The following is a 19,712-nucleotide window of genomic DNA, read 5'->3' as shown; positions in this document are numbered from 1 at the left end:
CGCCGGGGGCCTGCGCGGCCCCCTCAGGAGGCCACGGGCACGGCGAACCGTCGCCGGTACGCGACCGGGCTGGTGCCGAGCTGGCGGGCGAAGTGGTGCCGCAGCACCGGCGCGCTGCCGAAGCCGACCAGGCGCGCGATCTCGTCCACGGGCGCCTCGGTCGACTCGAGCAGCTCCTGCGCCCTCGCGACGCGCTGCCGCGCGAGCCAGGCCGCCGGCGTCGTGCCGGTCTCCTGCCGGAAGCGGCGGGCGAAGGTCCGCTCGGACAGCGCGGCCCGCCGCGCCAGCCGGGGCACGGTGTGCTCCTGCGCGAGGTGCTCGCGCATCCAGGCGAGCAGGCCCGCGAGGGACTCACCCTCCCGGGGCAGCGGGTCGACGACGAATTGCGCCTGCCCGCCCTCCCGCTGCGGCGGCACCACCATGCGCCGCGCGACGGAACGGGCGGCGTCGGCGCCGACCTCCGTCCGGACGAGGTGCAGCGCGGCGTCGATCCCGGCCGCCGTGCCGGCGCTGGTGAGCACGCGGCCGTCCTCGACGTAGAGCGCGTCGGGGTCGACGTCGGCGGTGGGGACCTCCGCCGCCAGCCGATCGGTGTACATCCAGTGCGTCGTGCAGCGCCGGCCGTCCAGCAGCCCGGCACGGGCGAGCGCGAACGCGCCGGAGCAGATGGCGAACAGCCAGGCCCCGCGCTCGTGGGCGCGTCGGAGCCCGTCGAGGTACGCGGGCGGCAGGGCGCCGCCGTCGTCGATGCCGTAGGCGACGGCGACGACGAGGTCGGCGTCGTCCAGCGCCTCGAGGCCGTGCTCCACGACCACCGGGAACCCGCCCTTGGTCATGACCGGTCCGGGCTCGGGCGCGCAGAGGGTGAAGTCGAACGACGGGCCGCCGGTGTCGCTGCGGTCGATGCCGAAGACCTCGTACGCCACGCCGAGCTCGAACGGCGCGACGCCGGGGACGACGACGGCGGCGACCTTGCGGATCATGCGGCCCATGGTGCCACGCGAATGGCGGGATGTCGATGGATGATGGCACTCCTGCCACTCGTGGCAGGAGTGCGACGCGCGAATCATTACTGCCATGAGCCTTTTCCTGCTGACCCTCGCCCTCCTCCTGCTGGCCGTCTACGGCGCGGGCCTCGTCCGCACGGTCCACCGCGACGGCCTCGGCACGCGCCGGCCGCCGCGCTCACACCCCGACTGGTGGGACGGCGCGCCCACCTGAGGCCCGGCCCCCGGGCGCGCCCGCAGGTCGCCGCGCAAGCCGCCGGACGCTCTGCCACAGTGGGCCCATGCTGTTGCGCCGTATCGCCCGCCCCCTCCTGGCCGCTCCGTTCGTCTACGACGGGATCCAGGCCGTGCTGCACCCGGCCGAGCACGTCGACGCCGCCCGCGAGGGCTCGACGCTGGTCACGGACGCCGTCGGCACCCGGCCGCTCAGCGACCGCCAGCTCGGCCTGCTGGTCCGCGCGCACGGCGCCGTGACCGCCGCCGCCGGCGTCCTGCTCGCCGTCGGGCGCACCCCCCGCACCGCGGCCCTCGCGCTGGCCGCGCTCACCGCGCCGCTCGCCGTCGCCCACCAGCCGTTCACCAGCAAGGGCGCCGAGCGCAGCCTGCGCACCGCGGCGTTCGTCAAGGACCTCGGCAAGGTCGGGGCCGCCGTCATCGCCGGCGTCGACCTCGAGGGCCGGCCCGGCGTCACCTATCGCGTGCAGCAGGCGCGCCAGCACGCGGCCCGTCTGGCGGAGGCCAAGGCCGGCACCGTCAAGGCCGCCACGAAGGGCGAGGCGGCCAAGGTCGCGGCCGCGGCGGACGCCGCGAAGGCCGCGACGAAGGCCGAGGCGGCGAAGCTGCGCGCGAAGGTCGCCGAGGCGGTCTGACGCGCCGCCGGGAGGACGTCGGGCCGCGAGACGCGCCGCCCCGCGGACGGCCCGTGAACTAGCCTCGGAGCCATGACCTCAGCCGTCCCGCCGCACTCCGCCCCGCCCGCCCCCGACGTCGTCGACGAGTGGGCGGCGCCGGTCGCGACAGGGCCGCTGGACGCGACGGTCGAGGTGCCCGGCAGCAAGTCGCTGACGAACCGCCTGCTCGTGCTCGCCGCGCTCGCCGACGGCCCGGGCACGCTGCGCGGGGCGCTGCGCTCGCGCGACGCCGACCTCATGATCGGGGCGCTGCGTGCCCTCGGCGCCCGCATCGACGAGGGCGACGACCCGAGCACCCTGCACGTGACCCCGGGCTCGCTGCGCGGCGACGTGGACGTCGCCACGGGCCTGGCGGGCACCGTGATGCGGTTCCTGCCCCCGGTCGCGGCCCTGGCCGACGGACCGGTCCGCTTCGACGGCGACCCCGAGGCCCGCGTCCGGCCCATGCTCCCGGTGCTGGCGGCGCTCGGCAGCCTGGGCGTCCGCGTCACCTCGCCCGACGGCGGCACCCCCACCCACCTGCCCTTCACCGTGCACGGCACAGGCCGGGTGGCGGGCGGCGCGGTCGACGTCGACGCGTCGGCGTCGTCGCAGTTCGTCTCCGCCCTGCTGCTCGCGGGGGCGCGCTTCGAGCGCGGCCTCACCCTGCGGCACATCGGCACGACGCTGCCGAGCCTGCCCCACATCGCGATGACGGTCGCCACGCTGCGCGACGTCGGCGTCGAGGTCGACGACTCACGCGACGGCATCTGGCAGGTCTCCCCCGGCCCGGTCGCCGCGCGCGACGTGCGGGTCGAGCCCGACCTGTCGAACGCGGCCCCGTTCCTGGCCGCGGCGCTGGTGGGCGGCGGCACGGTCCGGGTGCCGGGCTGGCCCGCGGAGACCACCCAGCCGGGCGCGCTGCTCCCCGACCTGTTCGCGCGGCTCGGGGCGGAGTCCCGCCTCGACGGCGGCGTGCTGACCGTCACCGGGACGGGCGAGGTCCGCGGCGCCGACCTGGACCTGCACGCGGCGGGCGAGCTCGCCCCGACCTTCGCCGTCCTCGCCGCGCTCGCCGACTCCCCCAGCCGCCTGCGCGGCATCGCGCACCTGCGGGGCCACGAGACCGACCGGCTCGCCGCGCTCGCCACCGAGATCACCCGGCTCGGCGGGCAGGCGGAGGAGACGCGCGACGGGCTCGTCATCACGCCCCGGCCGCTGCACGGCGGCCTGTTCCGCACGTACGCCGACCACCGCATGGCGACGTCGGCCGCGGTCCTCGGCCTGCGGGTGCCGGGCGTCCGGGTGGAGAACGTCGGCACCACGGCCAAGACCCTGCCCGGCTTCGACCAGATGTGGGAGCGGATGCTCGGCGCCGGTGCCACCACCAGCCCCATCAGCGAGGGCGGGGCCTGATGGCACGGCGCGCCGTCGACGAGCACGCGCAGTACGCGCGCCCCTCGAAGCGCGGCTCGCGCCCCCGCACCAAGCAGCGCCCCGAGCACGCCGACGCCGAGACCGGCATGGTCACCGGCGTCGACCGCGGCCGGTACACGCTCGTGGTCGACGACGGCACCGCCGACGAGCGGACCGTCCACGCGATGAAGGCCCGCGAGCTCACGCGGACGCGCGTCGTCGTGGGCGACCGCGTGGACGTCGTCGGCGACACGTCGGGCGACGAGGGCACCCTGGCGCGGATCGTGCGGATCCAGGACCGGTCGTCGGTGCTGCGGCGCACCGCGGACGACACCGACCCCTACGAGCGCATCGTCGTCGCGAACGCCGACCAGCTCGTGGTCGTGACCGCGCTCGCCCAGCCCGAGCCGCGCACCGGCATGATCGACCGCTGCGTCGTGGCGGCCTACGACGCCGGCATGGACGTGCTGCTGTGCCTCACCAAGGCCGACCTCGCGGACCCGGCGCCCCTGCGCGACCTGTACACGCCGATCGGCGTCGACGTCGTCGTCACGCGGCAGGACGACCCCGCGAGCGTCGAGTCGGTCCGCGAGCGCCTGGCCGGACGGACGTCCGTGCTGGTGGGGCACTCGGGCGTGGGCAAGTCGACGCTCATCAACGCTCTCGTCCCCGCGGCGGGCCGCGCGACCGGGATCGTCAACACCGTGACCGGACGCGGCCGCCACACGTCGACGTCGGCGGTGGCGCTGCGGCTGCCGGCCTCGCCCGAGCAGGGCGCCGCCCAGGACGGCTGGGTGGTCGACACCCCGGGCGTGCGGTCGTTCGGCCTGGCGCACGTCGAGACGGACCACCTGCTGCAGGCGTTCGAGGACCTCGCCGAGGTGGCGGCCGACTGCCCGCGAGGCTGCACGCACCTCGCGGACGCCCCCGACTGCGCCCTGGACGACTGGCTCGCCGCGTCGTCCGACGACGAACGCCCCGCGCGCGAGGCCCGCGTCGCGTCGTTCCGGCGGCTGCTCACCGCACGCCACGCCGCCGACTGACCGCCCCGCCGGCGCGCTCACGGTGACGAGCGCTGTGACGAACGCTGTGACGAGCGCTGTGACGAGCAACTCGTCAGGTGAAACTTGTCAGTCTGAACTGACGAGTTTTACCGTGAAGGGGTGCCCACCTCCCCCGAACCCCTGGCCGCCGAGGCCGCGCGCGAGCTGCGCTCGCTCGTGGGCCGGCTGCGTCGCCGCTTCCTCGAGCTGAGCGACAACCAGGAGCTCACACCGTCGCAGACGGCGCTGCTCTCGCGGCTCGCCAAGCACGGGCCCGCGTCGCCGGGCGCGCTGGCCGCCGCCGAGCGGGTGCGCCCGCAGTCGGTCGGCGCGACGCTGGCGGTCCTCGTCGAGCGCGGCCTCGTGCACCGCGCCGCCGACCCGACCGACGGCCGCCGCCAGGTGATCTCCCTCAGCGACGACGGCCGGGCGTTCCTCGACGGGCGGCGCGAGGCCGGTCACGGCTGGCTGACGCGCACGCTGCACGAGCGCCTCACCGCCGCCGAGCTCGCCGAGGTCACCGCGACCCTGCGGCTTCTCGACAGCACTCTGCTCGAGGACCACCGCCCATGACCCTGCTGCACCGCCACCGCGGCGCCACCGACGACGACACCCGCGAGGCCGCCGCGCCCGAGGGCTACGACACGCGCCTGACCGTCCCGCTGGCGCTGGGGTCGCTGCTCAACCCGATCAACTCGTCGATGATCTCGGTGGCGCTCGTGCCCATCGGGATCGCGTTCGGCGCCCCGGCCGCGCAGACGGTGTGGCTCGTCACCGCGCTCTACCTCGTCACCGCGGTGGCGCAGCCGGTGGTCGGCCGGGTGGTCGACCTCGTCGGGCCCCGCCGTCCGTACCTGGTGGGGACCGCGCTGGTCGGCCTCGCCGGCCTGCTCGGCGCGCTCGCACCCACCCTGGGCGTGCTGGTGCTGGCCCGGGCGCTACTCGGCCTCGGCACCTGTGCCGCCTACCCGGCGGCGATGTTCCTGGTGCGGCGTGCGACCGACCGGTCCGGAGAGGGTCGCAGCACCGCCGCCGTGCTCACCGCGCTGGCCGTGACCAACCAGGTCGTGATGATCGTGGGGCCGACGCTCGGCGGGCTCCTCGTCGGGCTGGGCGGCTGGCGGGCCATCTTCCTCGTCAACGTGCCGCTCGCGGTCGCGTGCCTCGTGCTCGGCGGGCTCCGCCTGCCCCGCGTCCCCGGGATCGCCCTGCGCCTCGGCGACGACGAGCCCCGGCCGTCGGTCGCGACCCGGCTGGACGTCCTCGGCGTCGCCCTCTTCGCCGCGGCGCTCACCGCGTTCATGCTGGTCCTCGTCGGCGCTACCGGAGGGTGGGTGCTCGCCGTGACCGTCGTGTGCGGGGCCTGGTTCGCCCGTCACGAGCTGCGCGCCGCCCACCCGTTCATCGACCTGCGCGTACTCGCGGGCAACCGGCCGCTGCTGCTCACGTACGCGCGGGCGCTGCTCACCGCCGTCGCCACCTACGCGTTCATGTTCGGCTACGTCCAGTGGCTCGAGCAGAGCCGCGGGATGGGCGAGGCCGCCGCCGGGATGCTCATGCTGCCCACGTCCGTCGTCGCGGTCGTGGTCGCGTCGGCCACGGGCCGACGGGCGCCGGTCCGTGCGGCCCTCGTCGTCGGCGCCTCCTGCCTGCTGCTCGGCGGCGCCACCCTCGCCGTCGTCCAGCCGGACAGCTCCACCTGGGTGCTGGTCGTCGCGGGCGTCGGCATCGGCGGGATGCAGGGCCTCGCCGGCCTCGCCAACCAGAAGGCGCTCGCACGGCAGGCGGACGCCGCGTCCGTCGGCGCCGCGTCCGGGCTGCTGCGCACCTTCATGTACATCGGCGCGCTGATCTCCACGGCGGCCATCGCCGCCCTGTACGCCGACGGCCCCACGACGGCGGGTCTGCACGACCTCGCCCTCGCGATGGCGGCCTGCGCCGCCCTCGTCCTCGTCCTCACGCTCGTCGACCGCTCCCTGCGCGGCCGGCGGCCCCTCGTTCCCCGCCCCGCTCCAGGAGAGAACCGCTCATGACCTTCACCGCCCTCGACCCCCGCACCGCGCTCGTCGTCGTCGACCTGCAGGCCGGCATCCTCGCCGCGCCGACCGCGCCGCACGCCGCAGACGCCGTCCTCGCCCGCAGCGTCGAGCTCGCCGACGCCTTCCGCGCCCGCGACCTGCCCGTCGTCCTCGTGCGGGTCACGGCCGCCCCCGACGGCGCCGACGCCGTACCCGGGCGCACCGACGCGCCGCGCGGCGCCGCCCGCCCCGAGGGCTGGGACGTGCTCGCGCCCGAGCTGCGCACCGCCGCCTCCGACATCGTCGTGACCAAGCGGAACTGGGGCGCCTTCTACGGCACCGACCTCGACCTCCAGCTGCGTCGCCGCGGCGTGACGCAGGTCGTGCTGACCGGCATCGCCACCAGCATCGGCGTCGAGTCCACCGCCCGCGCCGCGCACGAGCACGGCTACCACGTCTCCCTCGTCACCGACGCGATGGCCGACCGCGCCGCCGAGGACCACGACCACAGCGTCGGGCGCCTCTTCCCCCGGCTCGGCGAGTGCGGCACCACGGCCGAGCTGCTGACGCTGCTGGGCGCCTGACCTCTCCGTCTCACCCCCGCGCGGCGGGGCCCTGGGGGCGGCGGCGTACCGCTACCGTGTGAGGCGTGTCGTACACCCAGCCGTCTCCCAGCCCGACCAGCGGGCCAGCGCGCACGTACGAGGACGACCTGCGCCTGGCCCATGTGATCGCCGACCAGGTCGACGCGATCACGATGTCCCGCTTCAAGGCGCTCGACCTGCGCGTGGAGACGAAGCCCGACAACACCCCCGTGAGCGACGCCGACCGCTCCGCCGAGGAGTTCATCCGCGCCCAGCTCCACCGGGCGCGGACCCGCGACGCGATCGTCGGCGAGGAGTACGGCTCGGCGGGCAGCGGCGCGCGGCGCTGGATCATCGACCCGATCGACGGCACCAAGAACTTCGTGCGGGGCGTGCCGGTGTGGGCGACGCTCATCGCCCTGGCCGACGGCGAGGAGGTCGTCATGGGCCTCGTCTCGGCGCCGGCGATCGGCCGCCGCTGGTGGGCGGCGAAGGGCTCCGGCGCCTGGACCGGCAAGTCGCTCGCGTCGGCGTCACGCATGTCGGTGTCCGGCGTGGGCACGCTGGCCGACGCGTCGTTCGCCTACTCCTCCCTGTCCGGCTGGGAGGAGCACGGCAAGCTCAACGGCTTCCTCGACCTCACCCGCCAGGTGTGGCGCACCCGCGGGTACGGCGACTTCTGGTCGTACATGCTCGTCGCCGAGGGCGCCGCCGACATCGCCGCCGAGCCCGAGCTCGAGGTCTACGACATGGCCGCCCTCGTGCCCATCGTCACCGAGGCCGGCGGCCGCTTCACCGCGCTCGACGGCGCCCCCGGCCCGTGGCACGGCAACGCGCTGGCCACCAACGGCAAGCTCCACGACGAGACCCTCGTCTACCTCGGCTGAGCGTTGTGGGTGTATTCGTGGCCCCGTTCCACGCGTGAACGGGGCCACGTTCACACCCACAACCCCTCGGGTCGGCCGGCTACTCGCGGCGCAGGAGCTCCGGTGTGATGCGCGTGCGGATCAGCGGCACCGTCGCGAGCGCCACCAGCACCCCGCCCCCGACGACGAGCGCGACGGCGAGCCCCCACCGCCCGGGACCCAGCAGGTCGTCGATCCCGCCCATGCGCGCGTAGGCGCGCGCGAGCACGAGGCCGCAGCCCGCGCCCAGCGCCGCCGAGATCGTCACCGGCACCAGCACCTGGACCAGCTGCCCCGCGCGCAGCACCCCGCCCGGCACGCCGACCATCACCTGCCGCGCCACGGCACGACGGCGTTCCACCGCGCGGTCCGTCGCCGTCAGTGCCAGCACCAGCAGGCCGACTCCCAGCGCCAGCCCGGCCAGCGTGAGGACGGCCGCACGGACGCGGTCGACCTCCTCGACGTCGTCCACCGGGTAGGGCCATGCCGTGTAGCCCTGCGCCTCGGCCCACGCCGCGACCCGCTGCTGCACGTCCACCCCGCCCGCGGCCACGACGTCGGCCCGCGAGAAGGCCTGGAAGGCCTCCGGGGCCTGAGCCACCGGGACGAACGCGATGTCCCCCGATCCGTAGATCCAGCGGTCGGACTGCTCAGCCACGTCGACGACGACCGGCGGCCCGGAGGTCTGGATCGTCGCCTGCGGCGCATCCGGGTCGGCCTCGTCGGTGGTGAGGACGATCGGCGTCGACGGGTCCCGCCCGGCCGCGTAGCCCAGGTCGCCCACGTTCTCCACGTCCGTCCGGTCGGGGACGAGCCAGGCCGCACGCTGGTCCGAGCAACCCGTCTGCGCGGCGACGAGCGCCAGCTCGGCGCAGGTGCCGACGAAGACGCTGCCGCAGGCGCCCGTGTCCACCTCGGGGTCGCACGGCAGGGACGCACCGCGGCTCGGCACGACGCCCAGCACTCCGGGAACCCGCGTCAGGCCACGGAGCGCGCCCGGCTCCAGGGTCGCGTCCGGGTCCTCGTCGAGGTTCGTGGCGTCGAGCCAGATCTTCTGCGGGCCGTCCTCGACGCTCTGCAGCGCGTACCTGTACTGCGGGGTGTTCTCGAACGCCCCGATCACGGCGAGGGCGCCGATCGCGAGGAACGTCGCGGCGCCCAGCCCCGCGACCACCCGCGACGCGCCGGCCGCATCCACCTGCACGGACCTGCCTGCCAGCACCGCGACCACCCCGCGCGAGCGCACGAGGACGCGCGCCACCCATGATGTGACGAGCGGCGTGACCAGGGCGATGCCGACCACCGTGACGGCCGCGCCGCCCAGGAACAGGCCGGTGTCGTAGCCGGTGAGGCTGCCGGGCTCCGCGAGCGCGAGCAGCCCGAGCGACGACAGCCCCAGCGCGAGGACCACCAGACGCCACGGGCGCGGCACGCGGGCGGTGGCCTCCGACCGCGCCCGCCCGGGCAGCTCCCGGTTCCAGGTGGCGCCGGTCCCGACGACGACGGACAGGACGGCGACCGCCGCGACGGTCGCCGCGGCCGCCGGCCAGGAGACGTCGAGCGGCTGGGTCAACCATCCGGGCCCGTCGACGACGGCGCGACTCGCCGCGGGTGCCGCAAGCACCGTCGCGACCGCCCCCACGACAGCCCCCGCGAGCGCGAGCGCACCGTTCTCCACGGCGGCGACGGCACGCACCCGGCCGGGGGCGACGCCGATCATGCGCAGCGCCGCGAGCCGGCGGTCGCGGACCCCGGAGGAGAGTCGACCGACCGTGACGAGCAGGACGACGGCCGGCAGCAGCAGGAACAGGTCGATCCCCGCCAGCTGCACCCGGGCAAAGGCGCGCTCGACGGGGTCCGGGTAGATCGCCGCAGGCAGGGAGACCGCCACCAGCAGAAGCACGACGCCGACGGCGTTGCCGGCGGCGATCGACCACGCCCGCAGCGGCCCGCCCGCACGCACGAGTCGCAGGCCGAGGGCGAGGGTCGCGCTCACGCGCCGACCGCCGTCGTCCCGGCCACGGCTCGGGCGCCGGCGCCGCCGACCACGCGGCCGTCGCGGAGCAGCACGTCGCGGTCCGCCCACGACGCCACCCGCAGCTCGTGCGTCACGAGGAGGACGGCGGTCCCCTGGGCCGCGGCCGCGTCGACCAGAGCCTCCAGCACCAGCTCGCCGGTGGTGGTGTCCAGCGACCCGGTGGGCTCGTCGGCCAGCACCACGGGCGGCCGGTGCACGAGCGCCCGCGCGACCGCGCCCCGCTGGGCCTGGCCACCGGAGACCTCGCTGACGCGCTTGTGCGCGTGGTCCGCGACCCCGAGCCGATCGAGCATGGCGAGCGCCCGCGCCCGGGCCGCCGTCGCGCGCACGCCCGTGAGCCGTAGCGGAAGCTCCACGTTCTCGGCGATCGTCAGCTCGGGCACGAGGTCGCCGAGCTGGAAGACGAACCCCATCCGGCGCAGGCGCAGGTCGGAACGCCGGCGCTCGGACAGCGTGTCGAGCCGCTCCCCCGCGAGCCAGACCTGGCCCCCGTCCGGTCGGAGCAGCCCCGCGAGCAGGTGCAGCAGCGTCGACTTGCCCGAGCCCGACGGGCCGAGCAGCGCCACCACCTCGCCGGGCTCGAGCGCGAGATCCACGTCGTCGAGCACCGGGGTGGCTCCGTAGGCGTGCCGCAGGCCGCGCCCGGAGAGGACGGCGCTCACCGCCCGGACTCCCGCACCTGGTCGGCGATGGTCGCGAGCCGGGCCGACGCGAGCTCGATCCAGCGCAGGTCGGCCTCGAGGTGCGCGATCTCGTAGTCGCCGGCGAGCCTGTCGATCACGTCTCCTCCGCGACGGGCCGCGGTGAGCTCCCGCATCCGGTCGAGGTACACGCGGCGGTGCGCGTCGAGCACCTGGTCGGCGGGCCGGCCCGCGACCAGCGCGAGCACGACGCGGGTGAACAGCTCCGACGGCCGGCCGCCGGGCGGGTTCGGGGCCGCGAGCCACTCGTCGAGCTCGGTGACCCCGGCGGGCGTGATCGCGTAGACCTTCCGGTCCCCGCCCCCGCCTGCCTCCACGCCGACCCCGGACGCGAGCCCGTCGCGCTCGAGCCGCGCAAGGGTCGAGTACACCTGCCCGTACTTGAGCTCCCGGTCGTGGCCGAGCAGCGCGTCGTAACGCCGCTTGAGGTCGAAGCCGTGGGAGGGGCCGTCGTCGAGCAGCGCCAGCAGCGCCATCGGTACCGTCATGAGTCGAACCATACACCCGGTGTATACCCTGAGTGAGTACTCGCCCCCGGCAACGCTGTGAGCGGGCGTTTGGCCCTGTTCAGCGGCTCGAACGGGGCCAAACGTCCGCTCACAACACCTACGGGCGGGGAATCTGGGGGATCTCGGTCGGGTCGTACCAGAGCAGGTCGCGGTCGGTGACGCGCTGCAGCGCGGCGTCCAGCGCCGCCTCGGACGCGGCACCGACGTCGCCGGTGCGCTCGGCGTCGTTCTCCTCGTCCGCCGCGGCGAGCACGGCCCGCACGTCTGCTGCGGCCTCGGGCTCGTCGACGTGGACGGCGACCACCGCCACCCCGGCCAGGCCCGCCACGTCGACGGCGCTGGGCTCGTCGGCGCCGTCGGCCGCGGTGACCTCCCCGTCCGGCACGTCGAGCGAGACGACGACGCGCAGCGGCACGACGTCGCGGCGCGCGGCCACCAGGGCCAGCGAGTCGTCGGCGGCGGCGAGGAAGGCCTCGTACTCGCGACCCTCGTCGTCCTCGTCGGGCAGCTCACGGGCCAGGGCAGGCGTCACCGCGTGCGCGCGGCGGGCGGGAACGTCCCACCGCGCTCCGGCGGCGACGGTGGCGCCCTCGAGCTCGTCCAGCGTGGCGGGAACGTAGATGCGCATGGGCACAGTCTGCCGCGTTCCCGGCGTCGAGCTCGGTTGCGACAGGCTCACCCGGCGGCCGGGACGGGCGCCGGCGCCGAGACGGTCGCGCGCACGCGCCGGGCCAGCTCCTCGAACGCCGCGGTCGCGGGCGACCCGGGCGCGTCCTCCACCAGCGTGCGACCGGCCAGCAGCGCGGCGTCGAGGCCCGCGGCGTCCGACGGCACGAGGTGCACGTCGTCGACCCCGGCATAGCGCGCGAGCGCGTCCCGCACCGCCTGCTCGGGGCGGGAGCCCACGGCCGACGCACGCACCCGGTTCGCGACGACGAGGCGCTCGCCCGCCACGGGGACCGGCGCCTCGCGCAGGTCCTCCAGACCGCGCACCAGGCGCTGGATGCCGATCGGGTCGGCCGCGCCCACCACCACGACGACGTCCGCCGCCTGCAGCGCCGCGAGCGTCGCGCCGTTGCGCTGCGGGGCGTGCGTGTCGTACATCAGCAGCTCGTCGGCCTCCAGGAGCGGCCCGCAGTCCACGACCGTCCAGTCGGCGAGCTCGCGGGCCCGCTCGAGGACCACCTCGATCGCGCTCGCGGGCAGCTCGGGCCACCGCGCGGCGCGGGTGATCCCGGTCAGCACCCGCAGCCGGCCGCCGACCACCGGGCTGTGCCGGGCCAGCGTCGGCAGGTCGAGAGACCCGTGCGCCGCGGACCGCGCGACCGCGGCGAGCCCCGGGGCGTCGTCGAGCAGGCCCAGCCGCGCCGCCACGGACGCGCCGTAGGTGTCGGCGTCCACGACGAGCGCGCTCTCGGCTGCCGTCGACGTCTCGTCGCGCCGCCCGCGGCCGTGCCGGCGCCGCCCACGGGAGAGGCCGCCGAGGACGGCCGCGAGCTCCAGGGCCACGGTCGTGCGACCCGGGGCACCCACCGGGCCCCAGACCGCGACCACCGTCCCGCGGCGGGGCGCGGCGCCGTCCGCGACGACGTCCTCGAGCCCGAGCTCGTCCTGTCCGTCGAGCGGGTCGTCGACCTCCGGCCCGCCGTGGCCCAGCACCAGGTGGTCGGGTCCGCTCGCCGCGGGTCCCGGCGCGGCGTCCCGGACCGCGGCGAGCAGCAGGCCCTCGTCGTACCGCTCGGCGACCTCGTCCACGCCCAGTGCGTGCAGCCGGGCCGCCGGGGCGGCGTCGTCGCCCAGCGCGACCACGCGGACGCCCGCCGCGTGCAGCCGGCCCACCGCCTCCCTGTCCAGGCCGGGCAGGTCGCCGGAGACCAGCGCGACGGCCCCGGCGCCCGCCGCGGCCGCCGCGAGCAGCTCGGCCACGTCGCCGCAGCGCCGGGTGACGGTGGCGCCGGAGCCCGGGGCACCCAGGGCGAGGACGACGTCGGTCTCCGCCGCGCCCCGCACCGCGCACAGGACGGTGACGCTCGCCATCAGACGCCTGCCCCGGCCTGCGGCACCACGGTCACGCTGCCGGGGACCGCCAGCGCCTGGAGGACCACGGGCAGGTCGTCCGCGGGGACGAGCACGTGCAGCGTGGCGCCGTCCGAGACGACGAGCCCCGTGCCCGCCTCGTCGACCTGCTCCACGACGACGCCCTCCACGAGAGGCGCCGGCTCTCCGGCCGCGTCGGCTCCGGCCGGCGCCTCCGGCGTCGACCAGAGGTCGACGGCGGACCCGGGCTTCACCCGCGACGACATGGCCTGGTCGACGGGCACGGAGACGGAGCGCACGTCGACGTCGGCGGCGTCGCCGAGGGCCGACCGGGCGACGAGCTCGCCGTCGTCGACCACCCGCAGCGCGACGACCTCCTCCGGCAGCTCCTGGTCGGCGCGCAGGTAGAGCTCGGTGCCGGCGTCGATCCGGACGTCGACCGTGCGCAGCCGTGAGATGTCCACGGCCTCCCCCGGCGTCAGGGCGCCGTCGGCCGCGTACACCGGCACCGTGCGCCCCGCGGAGGAGACGGCCCACGAGCCGAGGGCCACGGACGCCGCGACGATGACGACGCCGACGACGAGGCGGGGGTCGCGCCAGGTGGGGCGGCGCAGGCGTGCAGCCACGGGTGCCGGCAAGGGGTCGGTGCTCACGGACGTCCTCCGGGGTTGTCTGGGGCGCAGCAACGGCGCAGCGTCGCGCCGGAACCTATCATCAGGCACCCCACGCGTGCTTTCGGCAACCACTGTGGACAACTGCCGTCATCGCTGGTGACCGGTGTGCCAGAATTGCCCGTATGGCCAGCCGGTTCCTCTCCCTCGCGGACGTGCAGGAGATGCTCAACATCTCCAGCACCCAGGCCTACTCGCTCGTGCGCTCGGGCGAGCTGCCCGCCATCCAGGTGGGCCCGAAGAAGGTGTGGCGGGTCGAGGCCAGCAAGCTCGAGGAGTACATCGAGCACCAGTACGCCCGCACGCGCGAGCGGATCGCGTCGGGCGACCTCTGACCGCCCTCGCGTCGAGCTCCCCCGGCGACGTCAGGCCTCGCTGACCCGCAGCACGGCGCCGAACGGCACCGTCCGCACGACCGGTCGCGCCCGCTCCGCCTCCTCGACGTCGAGGTGGTCGGCTCCCACGCGCCCGATCCGCCCGGTGACCGACCCGCCCGCCGTGCGGACCAGCACCCGGGCTCGGTCGCGCTGCAGCCCCCGGAGCACGTGACCCAGCCCGAGCCCGTCGGTCCGCGCCTGCGACGGCGTCGCGAGCCGGCCCAGGCCGACGACGGAGGCGAGCGCGGTCAGCGGCACCAGGTGCTGCACCCGCCCGCGGGCGCCGCGCGAGTCGAGGAGCACCCAGGCGTGCGCGACGCGGGCGAGCCGGCCCTCGATCCCCTCCCCGTCGAGGAGCTCGAGCCGCAGGACGGCGCCGGTCGCGGCCCGCAGCCGGTCCGCGAGCGGGATCGACGCCTGCTCGGCGCGCGTCAGCTCGGCGACCGTCCCTTCCCGCTCGGCGGCCTCCTCGGCGTCGAAGCGCGCCTCGAGGTCCGCGAAGAGCAGCTCCCACCTGGCCGGACCGGCGGCTGTCATGAAGCTCCTCTCGTCGTGGACCGGTGCCCACAGGATGCCCGGGTGGACAGACCCGGCACCAGTCCGCTTCAATATCGCCCATCAGAACACATCAACCGCTATCAACGAGCATCACCATGGATGATCAGAGGCGATGGCGGTAGGGCGAAGGAGACCTGGATGGCCGGCAGCACGGAGCACGAGCGGCTCGCACGACGAGACGGCACGCCAGCCCGCCCGGGCGGGCTCGGCCGGCTCGCCGTCCTCACGGTCGCGGCCGTCGCGGCCGGCACAGCCCTGCTGCTGCGCGCGGCCACCCTCGCCCCGCGGACCGGCGCCGCGGCGTCCGGCCTCACCGTCGACCGGTGGGTCGAGCTCGCCGTGCTCGCCGCCGGCCTCGCCGCCGCCGCCTGGCTGGCGCTGAGCGGGGCGCTCGCCCTCGCCTGCGTCGCCGCGTCGCGGGCCGGCCGCCGGTGGCGCGCGGGCGAGGCCGCCGTCGAGCGGATCGCCCCGGCCGCGGTCCGCCGCCTCGTCCGGTCCACGGTCGGTGTGGGCGTCGGCGCGGGCCTCGCGCTCGCCCCCACCGCGGCACTGGCGGCCGACGTCGCGCCCGCCGAGCCCACGACCGACGGCGCGTCGGTCGTGCTGGACCTCGGGTGGCAGCCCACCGCCGAGTCCCCCGACCAGGCCATGCCCGACCGCACGCCCGACCGCACGCCCGACCGCGGCGCGGGCGACACGGACGCCGCCGCCATCCCGCCCGCCGGCGACGACGTCGATGCCCTGGCGACGGTGGACGACACCCTCGCCGAGGAGGTCGCCGCCACGCCCGTCGTGCGCCGCGCCGCCGACCAGGTGGACGACGACGGCACGACGACGCGCGTGGTGCTCCGCGGCGACACCCTCTGGGACATCGCGGCCGCGTCGCTGGGCGGCTCGGCCACCGACGCGGAGATCCTCCGCGAGGTGACGCGCTGGCACGCCGAGAACCGCGACGTGATCGGCGCGGACCCCGACCGACTCCTGCCCGGCCAGGTCCTGCGCGTCCCGGCCTGACGCCACCGACGACCCCACCACTCCCCGCACCCACCGGAGGGCAGCATGACCGCGACGACGACAGCGCCGAGCGCCCCGGCACCGGACTCCCCGACCCCGGCGCCCACGGGCGGCGCCGCCCCGGCGGCCCCCGTCGCGCCCGACCAGGCGCCCGGGGCCGGCGACGGGGCGGGCCGCGCCCCGGATGCTTCGCCCGACGGCCTGTCGGACGGGACCGCCCCGCCGCCGCGCACGCTCCGGGTGTCCGCCCCGCCGCGGCCGGCCGGACCGGCCGGCTATCCCGCGGCGAGCACCCGGCCGGCGTCCCGCGCGCGGCGCGTGCGCGTCGGCGCACCGGGCGTACGCCGCGCTCCCGCCGAGGACGAGGACCTCTCGGCCCGGCCGGTGCGGGAGCCGGTCCCGGCCCCGCTGCCCGACCCGACGGCGCAGTGCTGCACCGTCGTGCGCGCCGCGGTCGAGGTGCTGCGCGGGGAGCGGCCCGCGTCCCAGCTCGCCCGCTGGGTCACCCCGCAGGTGCGCGACCAGCTGGCCGAGCGCGCCCGGATCGGCCTCGCGCACGACCTCCGGCGAGGCGAGGAGCACCACCGGCCCGTGCAGGTGCGGCGCGTGCGGCTGGTCCGGCTGGGCGAGGACGTGGCCGAGGCCACCGTCGTCCTGGACGACGACGGCCGCGTGCGCGCCGCGGCCGTCCGGCTGGAGGCCCGCCGGGGCGCGTGGCGGGTCGCCGTCCTCGAGGTGGGCTGACCGGCGCGGGCAGAGAACGACGGAGCCCCGGCCCGCACTCGCGGGTCGGGGCTCCGTCGTCGGGAGGCCGCTCAGGGCGCGCCGGTCAGCTCCCGGTCACTCCTCGTTGATCCCGTGGCACACCTTGTACTTCTTGCCCGACCCGCAGGGGCACTGGGCGTTGCGCGGCGTGCCGGGGAACGTCCGGCCGTCGCTGGTGGCCGCGGTGGCCTCCCCGTGCAGCTCGCGGCGCGAGCGTCGCGTGGGGGCGCCCGTCGTCGTGGTCGAGCCGTCCTCGCTGGGCGACGAGTAGGACAGGCGCTGCGGCGCCGGGGCGTCGAGCCCCTTGGCCAGGAGCACCGGCTCCTCCGCCGCGGTCTCCGCGGTCGGGGCGGCCGGGACCGGCTCGGGCTCGGCCGGCGCCGCGGGAGCCTCGGGCTCCGCGACGGGGGCGACGTCGGCGGCCGGGGCCGCGCCCGCCACCACCTGGCCGGCGTCCGACTGCGCGGCGGCCGCCGCGCTGGCCGTGGAGATCACCGGGGCGCCGGGGGCGCCCGGGGCGCCGGGCTGCTGCACCTGGACGTCGAGGTTGAACAGGAACCCGACCGACTCCTCCTTGATGGCCTCGGTCATCGCCTGGAAGAGCTGGAAGCCCTCGCGCTGGTACTCGACCAGGGGGTCGCGCTGCGCCATCGCGCGCAGGCCGATGCCCTCCTTGAGGTAGTCCATCTCGTAGAGGTGCTCGCGCCACTTGCGGTCCAGCACCGAGAGCACGACGCGGCGCTCGAGCTGCCGCATCGCGGGCTCGCCGAGGGACTCCTCGCGCGCCTCGTACGCCACGCGGGCGTCCGAGAGCAGCTCCTCGAGGATCATCTCGTGGCTCAGCCGGCCGACGCCGCCCGCCTCCTCGACCACGTCCTCGGGCGTGATCGAGACCGGGTACACCGACTTCAGCGCCGTCCACAGCGCGTCCAGGTCCCACGCCTCGGGGTTGCCCTGGGCGGTCGCGCCCTCGACGTACGCGGTGACGACGTCGGTGAGGAAGTGCTGCACCTGCTCCTGCAGGTCCTCGCCCTCGAGCACGCGCTTGCGCTCGGCGTAGATCACGGAGCGCTGCCGCGACAGGACGTCGTCGTACTTGAGGACGTTCTTGCGGATCTCGAAGTTGCGCGCCTCGACCTGCGACTGCGCGCTCTGGATGCCGCGCGTGACCATCTTCGACTCGAGCGGCATGTCGTCCGGGAACCCGGCGCGGTCCATCATCGACGACGCGAGGCCGGAGTTGAACAGGCGCATGAGGTCGTCCTGCATGGACAGGTAGAACCGCGACTCGCCGGGGTCGCCCTGACGGCCGGAGCGGCCGCGCAGCTGGTTGTCGATGCGGCGCGACTCGTGGCGCTCCGTGCCGAGCACGTACAGGCCGCCGAGCTCGGTGACCTCCTCGTGCTCCGAGGCGACGGCCTGCTTGGCCTTCTCGAGCACGTCGGGCCAGGCCGCCTCGTAGGCCTCCGGGTCCTCCGCGGCGTCGAGCCCGCGCTCGGCCATCTCCGCGACGGCGAGGAACTCGGCGTTGCCGCCGAGCATGATGTCGGTACCGCGGCCGGCCATGTTGGTCGCGACGGTGACGGCGCCCTTGCGGCCCGCCTGCGCGACGACGGACGCCTCGCGCTCGTGCTCCTTGGCGTTCAGCACGCTGTGCGGCACGCCGGCCCGCTTGAGCAGGCCCGAGAGCAGCTCGGACTTCTCGACGCTCGTGGTGCCGACCAGGACCGGCTGGCCCTTGGCGTGCCGCTCGACGATGTCGTCGACCACCGCGTTGAACTTGCCCTCCTCGTTCTTGTACACGAGGTCGGCCTGGTCCATGCGGATCATCGGCCGGTTGGTGGGGATCGGCACCACGCCCAGCTTGTAGGTGCCCTGGAACTCCGCCGCCTCGGTCTCGGCGGTACCGGTCATGCCGGCGAGCTTGTCGTAGAGGCGGAAGTAGTTCTGCAGCGTGATCGTGGCGAGCGTCTGGTTCTCCGCCTTGATCTGCACGCCCTCCTTGGCCTCGATGGCCTGGTGCATGCCCTCGTTGTAGCGGCGGCCGGCGAGGATACGGCCGGTGTGCTCGTCGACGATCATGACCTCGCCGTTGAGCACGACGTAGTCCTTGTCGCGCTTGAACAGCTCCTTGGCCTTGATGGCGTTGTTGAGGAAGCCGATCAGCGGCGTGTTGAGCGACTCGTACAGGTTGTCGATGCCGAGGTAGTCCTCGATCTTCTCGATGCCCGGCTCGAGCACGCCGACGGTCTTCTTCTTCTCGTCGACCTCGTAGTCCGTGTCGACGTTCAGGCGGCGCACGACCTTGGCGAACTCGGTGTACCAGCGGTTGGCGTCGCCGGACGCCGGCCCGGAGATGATGAGCGGCGTGCGGGCCTCGTCGATGAGGATCGAGTCCACCTCGTCGACGATGGCGAAGTGGTGGCCCCGCTGCACCAGGTCGTCGGGCGACCAGGCCATGTTGTCGCGCAGGTAGTCGAAGCCGAACTCGTTGTTCGTGCCGTACGTGATGTCGGCCGCGTACTGCTTGCGGCGCTCCTCCGGCGTCTGGCCCGACAGGATGACGCCCGTCGTCATGCCGAGGAAGCGGTACACGCGGCCCATGAGGTCGCCCTGGTACTTCGCGAGGAAGTCGTTGGTGGTGATGACGTGCACGCCCTTGCCCTCGAGGGCGTTGAGGTAGGCGGCGGTCGTGGCGACGAGCGTCTTGCCCTCACCGGTCTTCATCTCGGCGATGTTGCCGAGGTGCAGGGCGGCGCCGCCCATGAGCTGCACGTCGAAGTGCCGCTGCCCGAGGGTGCGACGCGCGGCCTCGCGCACCGCGGCGAACGCCTCGGGGAGCAGCTCGTCGAGCGTGGCGCCGTGCTCGAGGCGCTCCTTGAAGCGGTCGGTCTCCTCGTGCAGCTCGGCGTCGCTCAGCTCCTCGAAGCTGGGCTCGAGCCGGTTGACCTGCTGGGCCAGGCTGTTGAGCTTCTTGACAATCCGGCCCTCGCCAAGACGGAGGACCTTCTCGAGGATCGCAGGCACGCAGTACTCCAGGGTCGGTGGCGCCCCGGGGATGGCCGGGACCGTGCGGGGCGACGACGGGCGACGACGGGCGGTCGTCCGCGCCGTCGCCTGGGTCACACCCCCGCCATCCTAGGCCGATCGCCTGGGAGCCCGGCACGGGTTCGCGACGG

At 75.7% G+C, this 19,712-nt stretch carries 20 protein-coding genes; 11 read left to right on the top strand and 9 right to left on the bottom strand.

Annotated features, from left to right (window positions below; all coding sequences use genetic code 11):
- Positions 1 to 23: 23 nt before the first annotated feature.
- Complete coding sequence (locus AAG589_RS13995; RefSeq protein ID WP_430567849.1) at positions 24 to 983, bottom strand: GlxA family transcriptional regulator; 960 nt, start codon at positions 981 to 983, stop codon at positions 24 to 26.
- Positions 984 to 1,077: 94 nt separating this feature from the next.
- Here AAG589_RS13995 and AAG589_RS13990 point away from each other — a divergent pair, with 94 nt between their 5' ends.
- The 8 genes from AAG589_RS13990 to hisN all read left to right on the top strand — a co-directional run bounded on the left by AAG589_RS13990 (position 1,078) and on the right by hisN (position 7,845).
- Complete coding sequence (locus AAG589_RS13990) at positions 1,078 to 1,221, top strand: hypothetical protein (protein ID WP_430567848.1); 144 nt, start codon at positions 1,078 to 1,080, stop codon at positions 1,219 to 1,221.
- A gap of 67 nt (positions 1,222 to 1,288) precedes the next feature.
- Positions 1,289 to 1,876 (top strand): DoxX family membrane protein, encoded by a 588-nt coding sequence (locus AAG589_RS13985; protein ID WP_430567847.1) that lies wholly within the window; start codon positions 1,289 to 1,291, stop codon positions 1,874 to 1,876.
- Positions 1,877 to 1,948: 72 nt separating this feature from the next.
- Positions 1,949 to 3,313: a 3-phosphoshikimate 1-carboxyvinyltransferase gene (aroA, locus tag AAG589_RS13980; protein WP_430567846.1), complete on the top strand. Its 1,365-nt coding sequence runs from the start codon at positions 1,949 to 1,951 to the stop codon at positions 3,311 to 3,313.
- On the top strand, positions 3,313 to 4,356 hold the full coding sequence (gene rsgA / locus AAG589_RS13975) for a ribosome small subunit-dependent GTPase A (RefSeq protein ID WP_430567845.1): 1,044 nt from the start codon (positions 3,313 to 3,315) through the stop codon (positions 4,354 to 4,356). The genes aroA and rsgA overlap by 1 nt, the downstream gene beginning before the upstream one ends.
- Positions 4,357 to 4,476: 120 nt before the next feature.
- Positions 4,477 to 4,929, top strand: a complete 453-nt coding sequence (locus tag AAG589_RS13970; protein WP_430567844.1) for a MarR family winged helix-turn-helix transcriptional regulator — start codon at positions 4,477 to 4,479, stop codon at positions 4,927 to 4,929.
- The gene (locus AAG589_RS13965) at positions 4,926 to 6,389 is read left to right on the top strand and encodes an MFS transporter (protein WP_430567843.1); all 1,464 of its coding nucleotides are present in this window, start codon (positions 4,926 to 4,928) and stop codon (positions 6,387 to 6,389) included. Before AAG589_RS13970 ends, AAG589_RS13965 begins: the two co-directional genes overlap by 4 nt.
- Positions 6,386 to 6,958: a hydrolase gene (locus tag AAG589_RS13960; protein ID WP_430567842.1), complete on the top strand. Its 573-nt coding sequence runs from the start codon at positions 6,386 to 6,388 to the stop codon at positions 6,956 to 6,958. Before AAG589_RS13965 ends, AAG589_RS13960 begins: the two co-directional genes overlap by 4 nt.
- Positions 6,959 to 7,023: 65 nt before the next feature.
- Positions 7,024 to 7,845: a histidinol-phosphatase gene (gene hisN, locus AAG589_RS13955; protein WP_430567841.1), complete on the top strand. Its 822-nt coding sequence runs from the start codon at positions 7,024 to 7,026 to the stop codon at positions 7,843 to 7,845.
- Positions 7,846 to 7,924: 79 nt separating this feature from the next.
- Here hisN and AAG589_RS13950 read toward each other — a convergent pair whose 3' ends face one another.
- The 6 genes from AAG589_RS13950 to AAG589_RS13925 all read right to left on the bottom strand — a co-directional run bounded on the left by AAG589_RS13950 (position 7,925) and on the right by AAG589_RS13925 (position 13,801).
- Positions 7,925 to 9,859 carry an FtsX-like permease family protein gene (locus AAG589_RS13950; RefSeq protein WP_430567840.1) on the bottom strand — a complete coding sequence of 645 codons (1,935 nt, stop codon included), beginning with the start codon at positions 9,857 to 9,859 and terminating at the stop codon, positions 7,925 to 7,927.
- Positions 9,856 to 10,563 carry an ABC transporter ATP-binding protein gene (locus AAG589_RS13945; protein WP_430567839.1) on the bottom strand — a complete coding sequence of 236 codons (708 nt, stop codon included), beginning with the start codon at positions 10,561 to 10,563 and terminating at the stop codon, positions 9,856 to 9,858. Before AAG589_RS13945 ends, AAG589_RS13950 begins: the two co-directional genes overlap by 4 nt.
- A complete protein-coding gene (locus tag AAG589_RS13940; protein WP_430567838.1) occupies positions 10,560 to 11,090 on the bottom strand; it encodes a PadR family transcriptional regulator in 531 nt (176 codons plus the stop codon). Before AAG589_RS13940 ends, AAG589_RS13945 begins: the two co-directional genes overlap by 4 nt.
- A 118-nt stretch (positions 11,091 to 11,208) precedes the next feature.
- Positions 11,209 to 11,739 (bottom strand): DUF6912 family protein, encoded by a 531-nt coding sequence (locus AAG589_RS13935; RefSeq protein ID WP_430567837.1) that lies wholly within the window; start codon positions 11,737 to 11,739, stop codon positions 11,209 to 11,211.
- A 47-nt stretch (positions 11,740 to 11,786) separates the two neighbouring features.
- Positions 11,787 to 13,148 carry an AAA family ATPase gene (locus AAG589_RS13930; RefSeq protein ID WP_430567836.1) on the bottom strand — a complete coding sequence of 454 codons (1,362 nt, stop codon included), beginning with the start codon at positions 13,146 to 13,148 and terminating at the stop codon, positions 11,787 to 11,789.
- On the bottom strand, positions 13,148 to 13,801 hold the full coding sequence (locus AAG589_RS13925) for a hypothetical protein (protein WP_430567835.1): 654 nt from the start codon (positions 13,799 to 13,801) through the stop codon (positions 13,148 to 13,150). Before AAG589_RS13925 ends, AAG589_RS13930 begins: the two co-directional genes overlap by 1 nt.
- 143 nt (positions 13,802 to 13,944) lie before the next feature.
- On the opposite strand from AAG589_RS13925, the gene AAG589_RS13920 reads away from it, so the two are divergent.
- Entirely contained in the window at positions 13,945 to 14,154 is a 210-nt protein-coding gene (locus AAG589_RS13920; protein WP_429735024.1) for a helix-turn-helix domain-containing protein, read from the top strand.
- Between the two features lie 30 nt (positions 14,155 to 14,184).
- Here AAG589_RS13920 and AAG589_RS13915 read toward each other — a convergent pair whose 3' ends face one another.
- A complete protein-coding gene (locus AAG589_RS13915; protein WP_430567834.1) occupies positions 14,185 to 14,733 on the bottom strand; it encodes a hypothetical protein in 549 nt (182 codons plus the stop codon).
- 159 nt (positions 14,734 to 14,892) lie between these two features.
- On the opposite strand from AAG589_RS13915, the gene AAG589_RS13910 reads away from it, so the two are divergent.
- Positions 14,893 to 15,768, top strand: a complete 876-nt coding sequence (locus tag AAG589_RS13910; RefSeq protein ID WP_430567833.1) for a LysM peptidoglycan-binding domain-containing protein — start codon at positions 14,893 to 14,895, stop codon at positions 15,766 to 15,768.
- Positions 15,769 to 15,813: 45 nt separating this feature from the next.
- Complete coding sequence (locus AAG589_RS13905) at positions 15,814 to 16,512, top strand: Rv3235 family protein (RefSeq protein ID WP_430567832.1); 699 nt, start codon at positions 15,814 to 15,816, stop codon at positions 16,510 to 16,512.
- 96 nt (positions 16,513 to 16,608) lie between these two features.
- Here the strand turns inward: AAG589_RS13905 and secA are convergent, their stop codons facing one another.
- Positions 16,609 to 19,560, bottom strand: a complete 2,952-nt coding sequence (gene secA, locus AAG589_RS13900) for a preprotein translocase subunit SecA (protein ID WP_430567831.1) — start codon at positions 19,558 to 19,560, stop codon at positions 16,609 to 16,611.
- Positions 19,561 to 19,712: the final 152 nt, after the last annotated feature.

The organism is Isoptericola sp. F-RaC21, assembly GCF_038593535.1.
GTDB lineage: Bacteria > Actinomycetota > Actinomycetes > Actinomycetales > Cellulomonadaceae > Isoptericola.
Note: the sequence above shows the minus strand (reverse complement) of the source record. Positions and strands in the feature narration are given on the sequence as shown.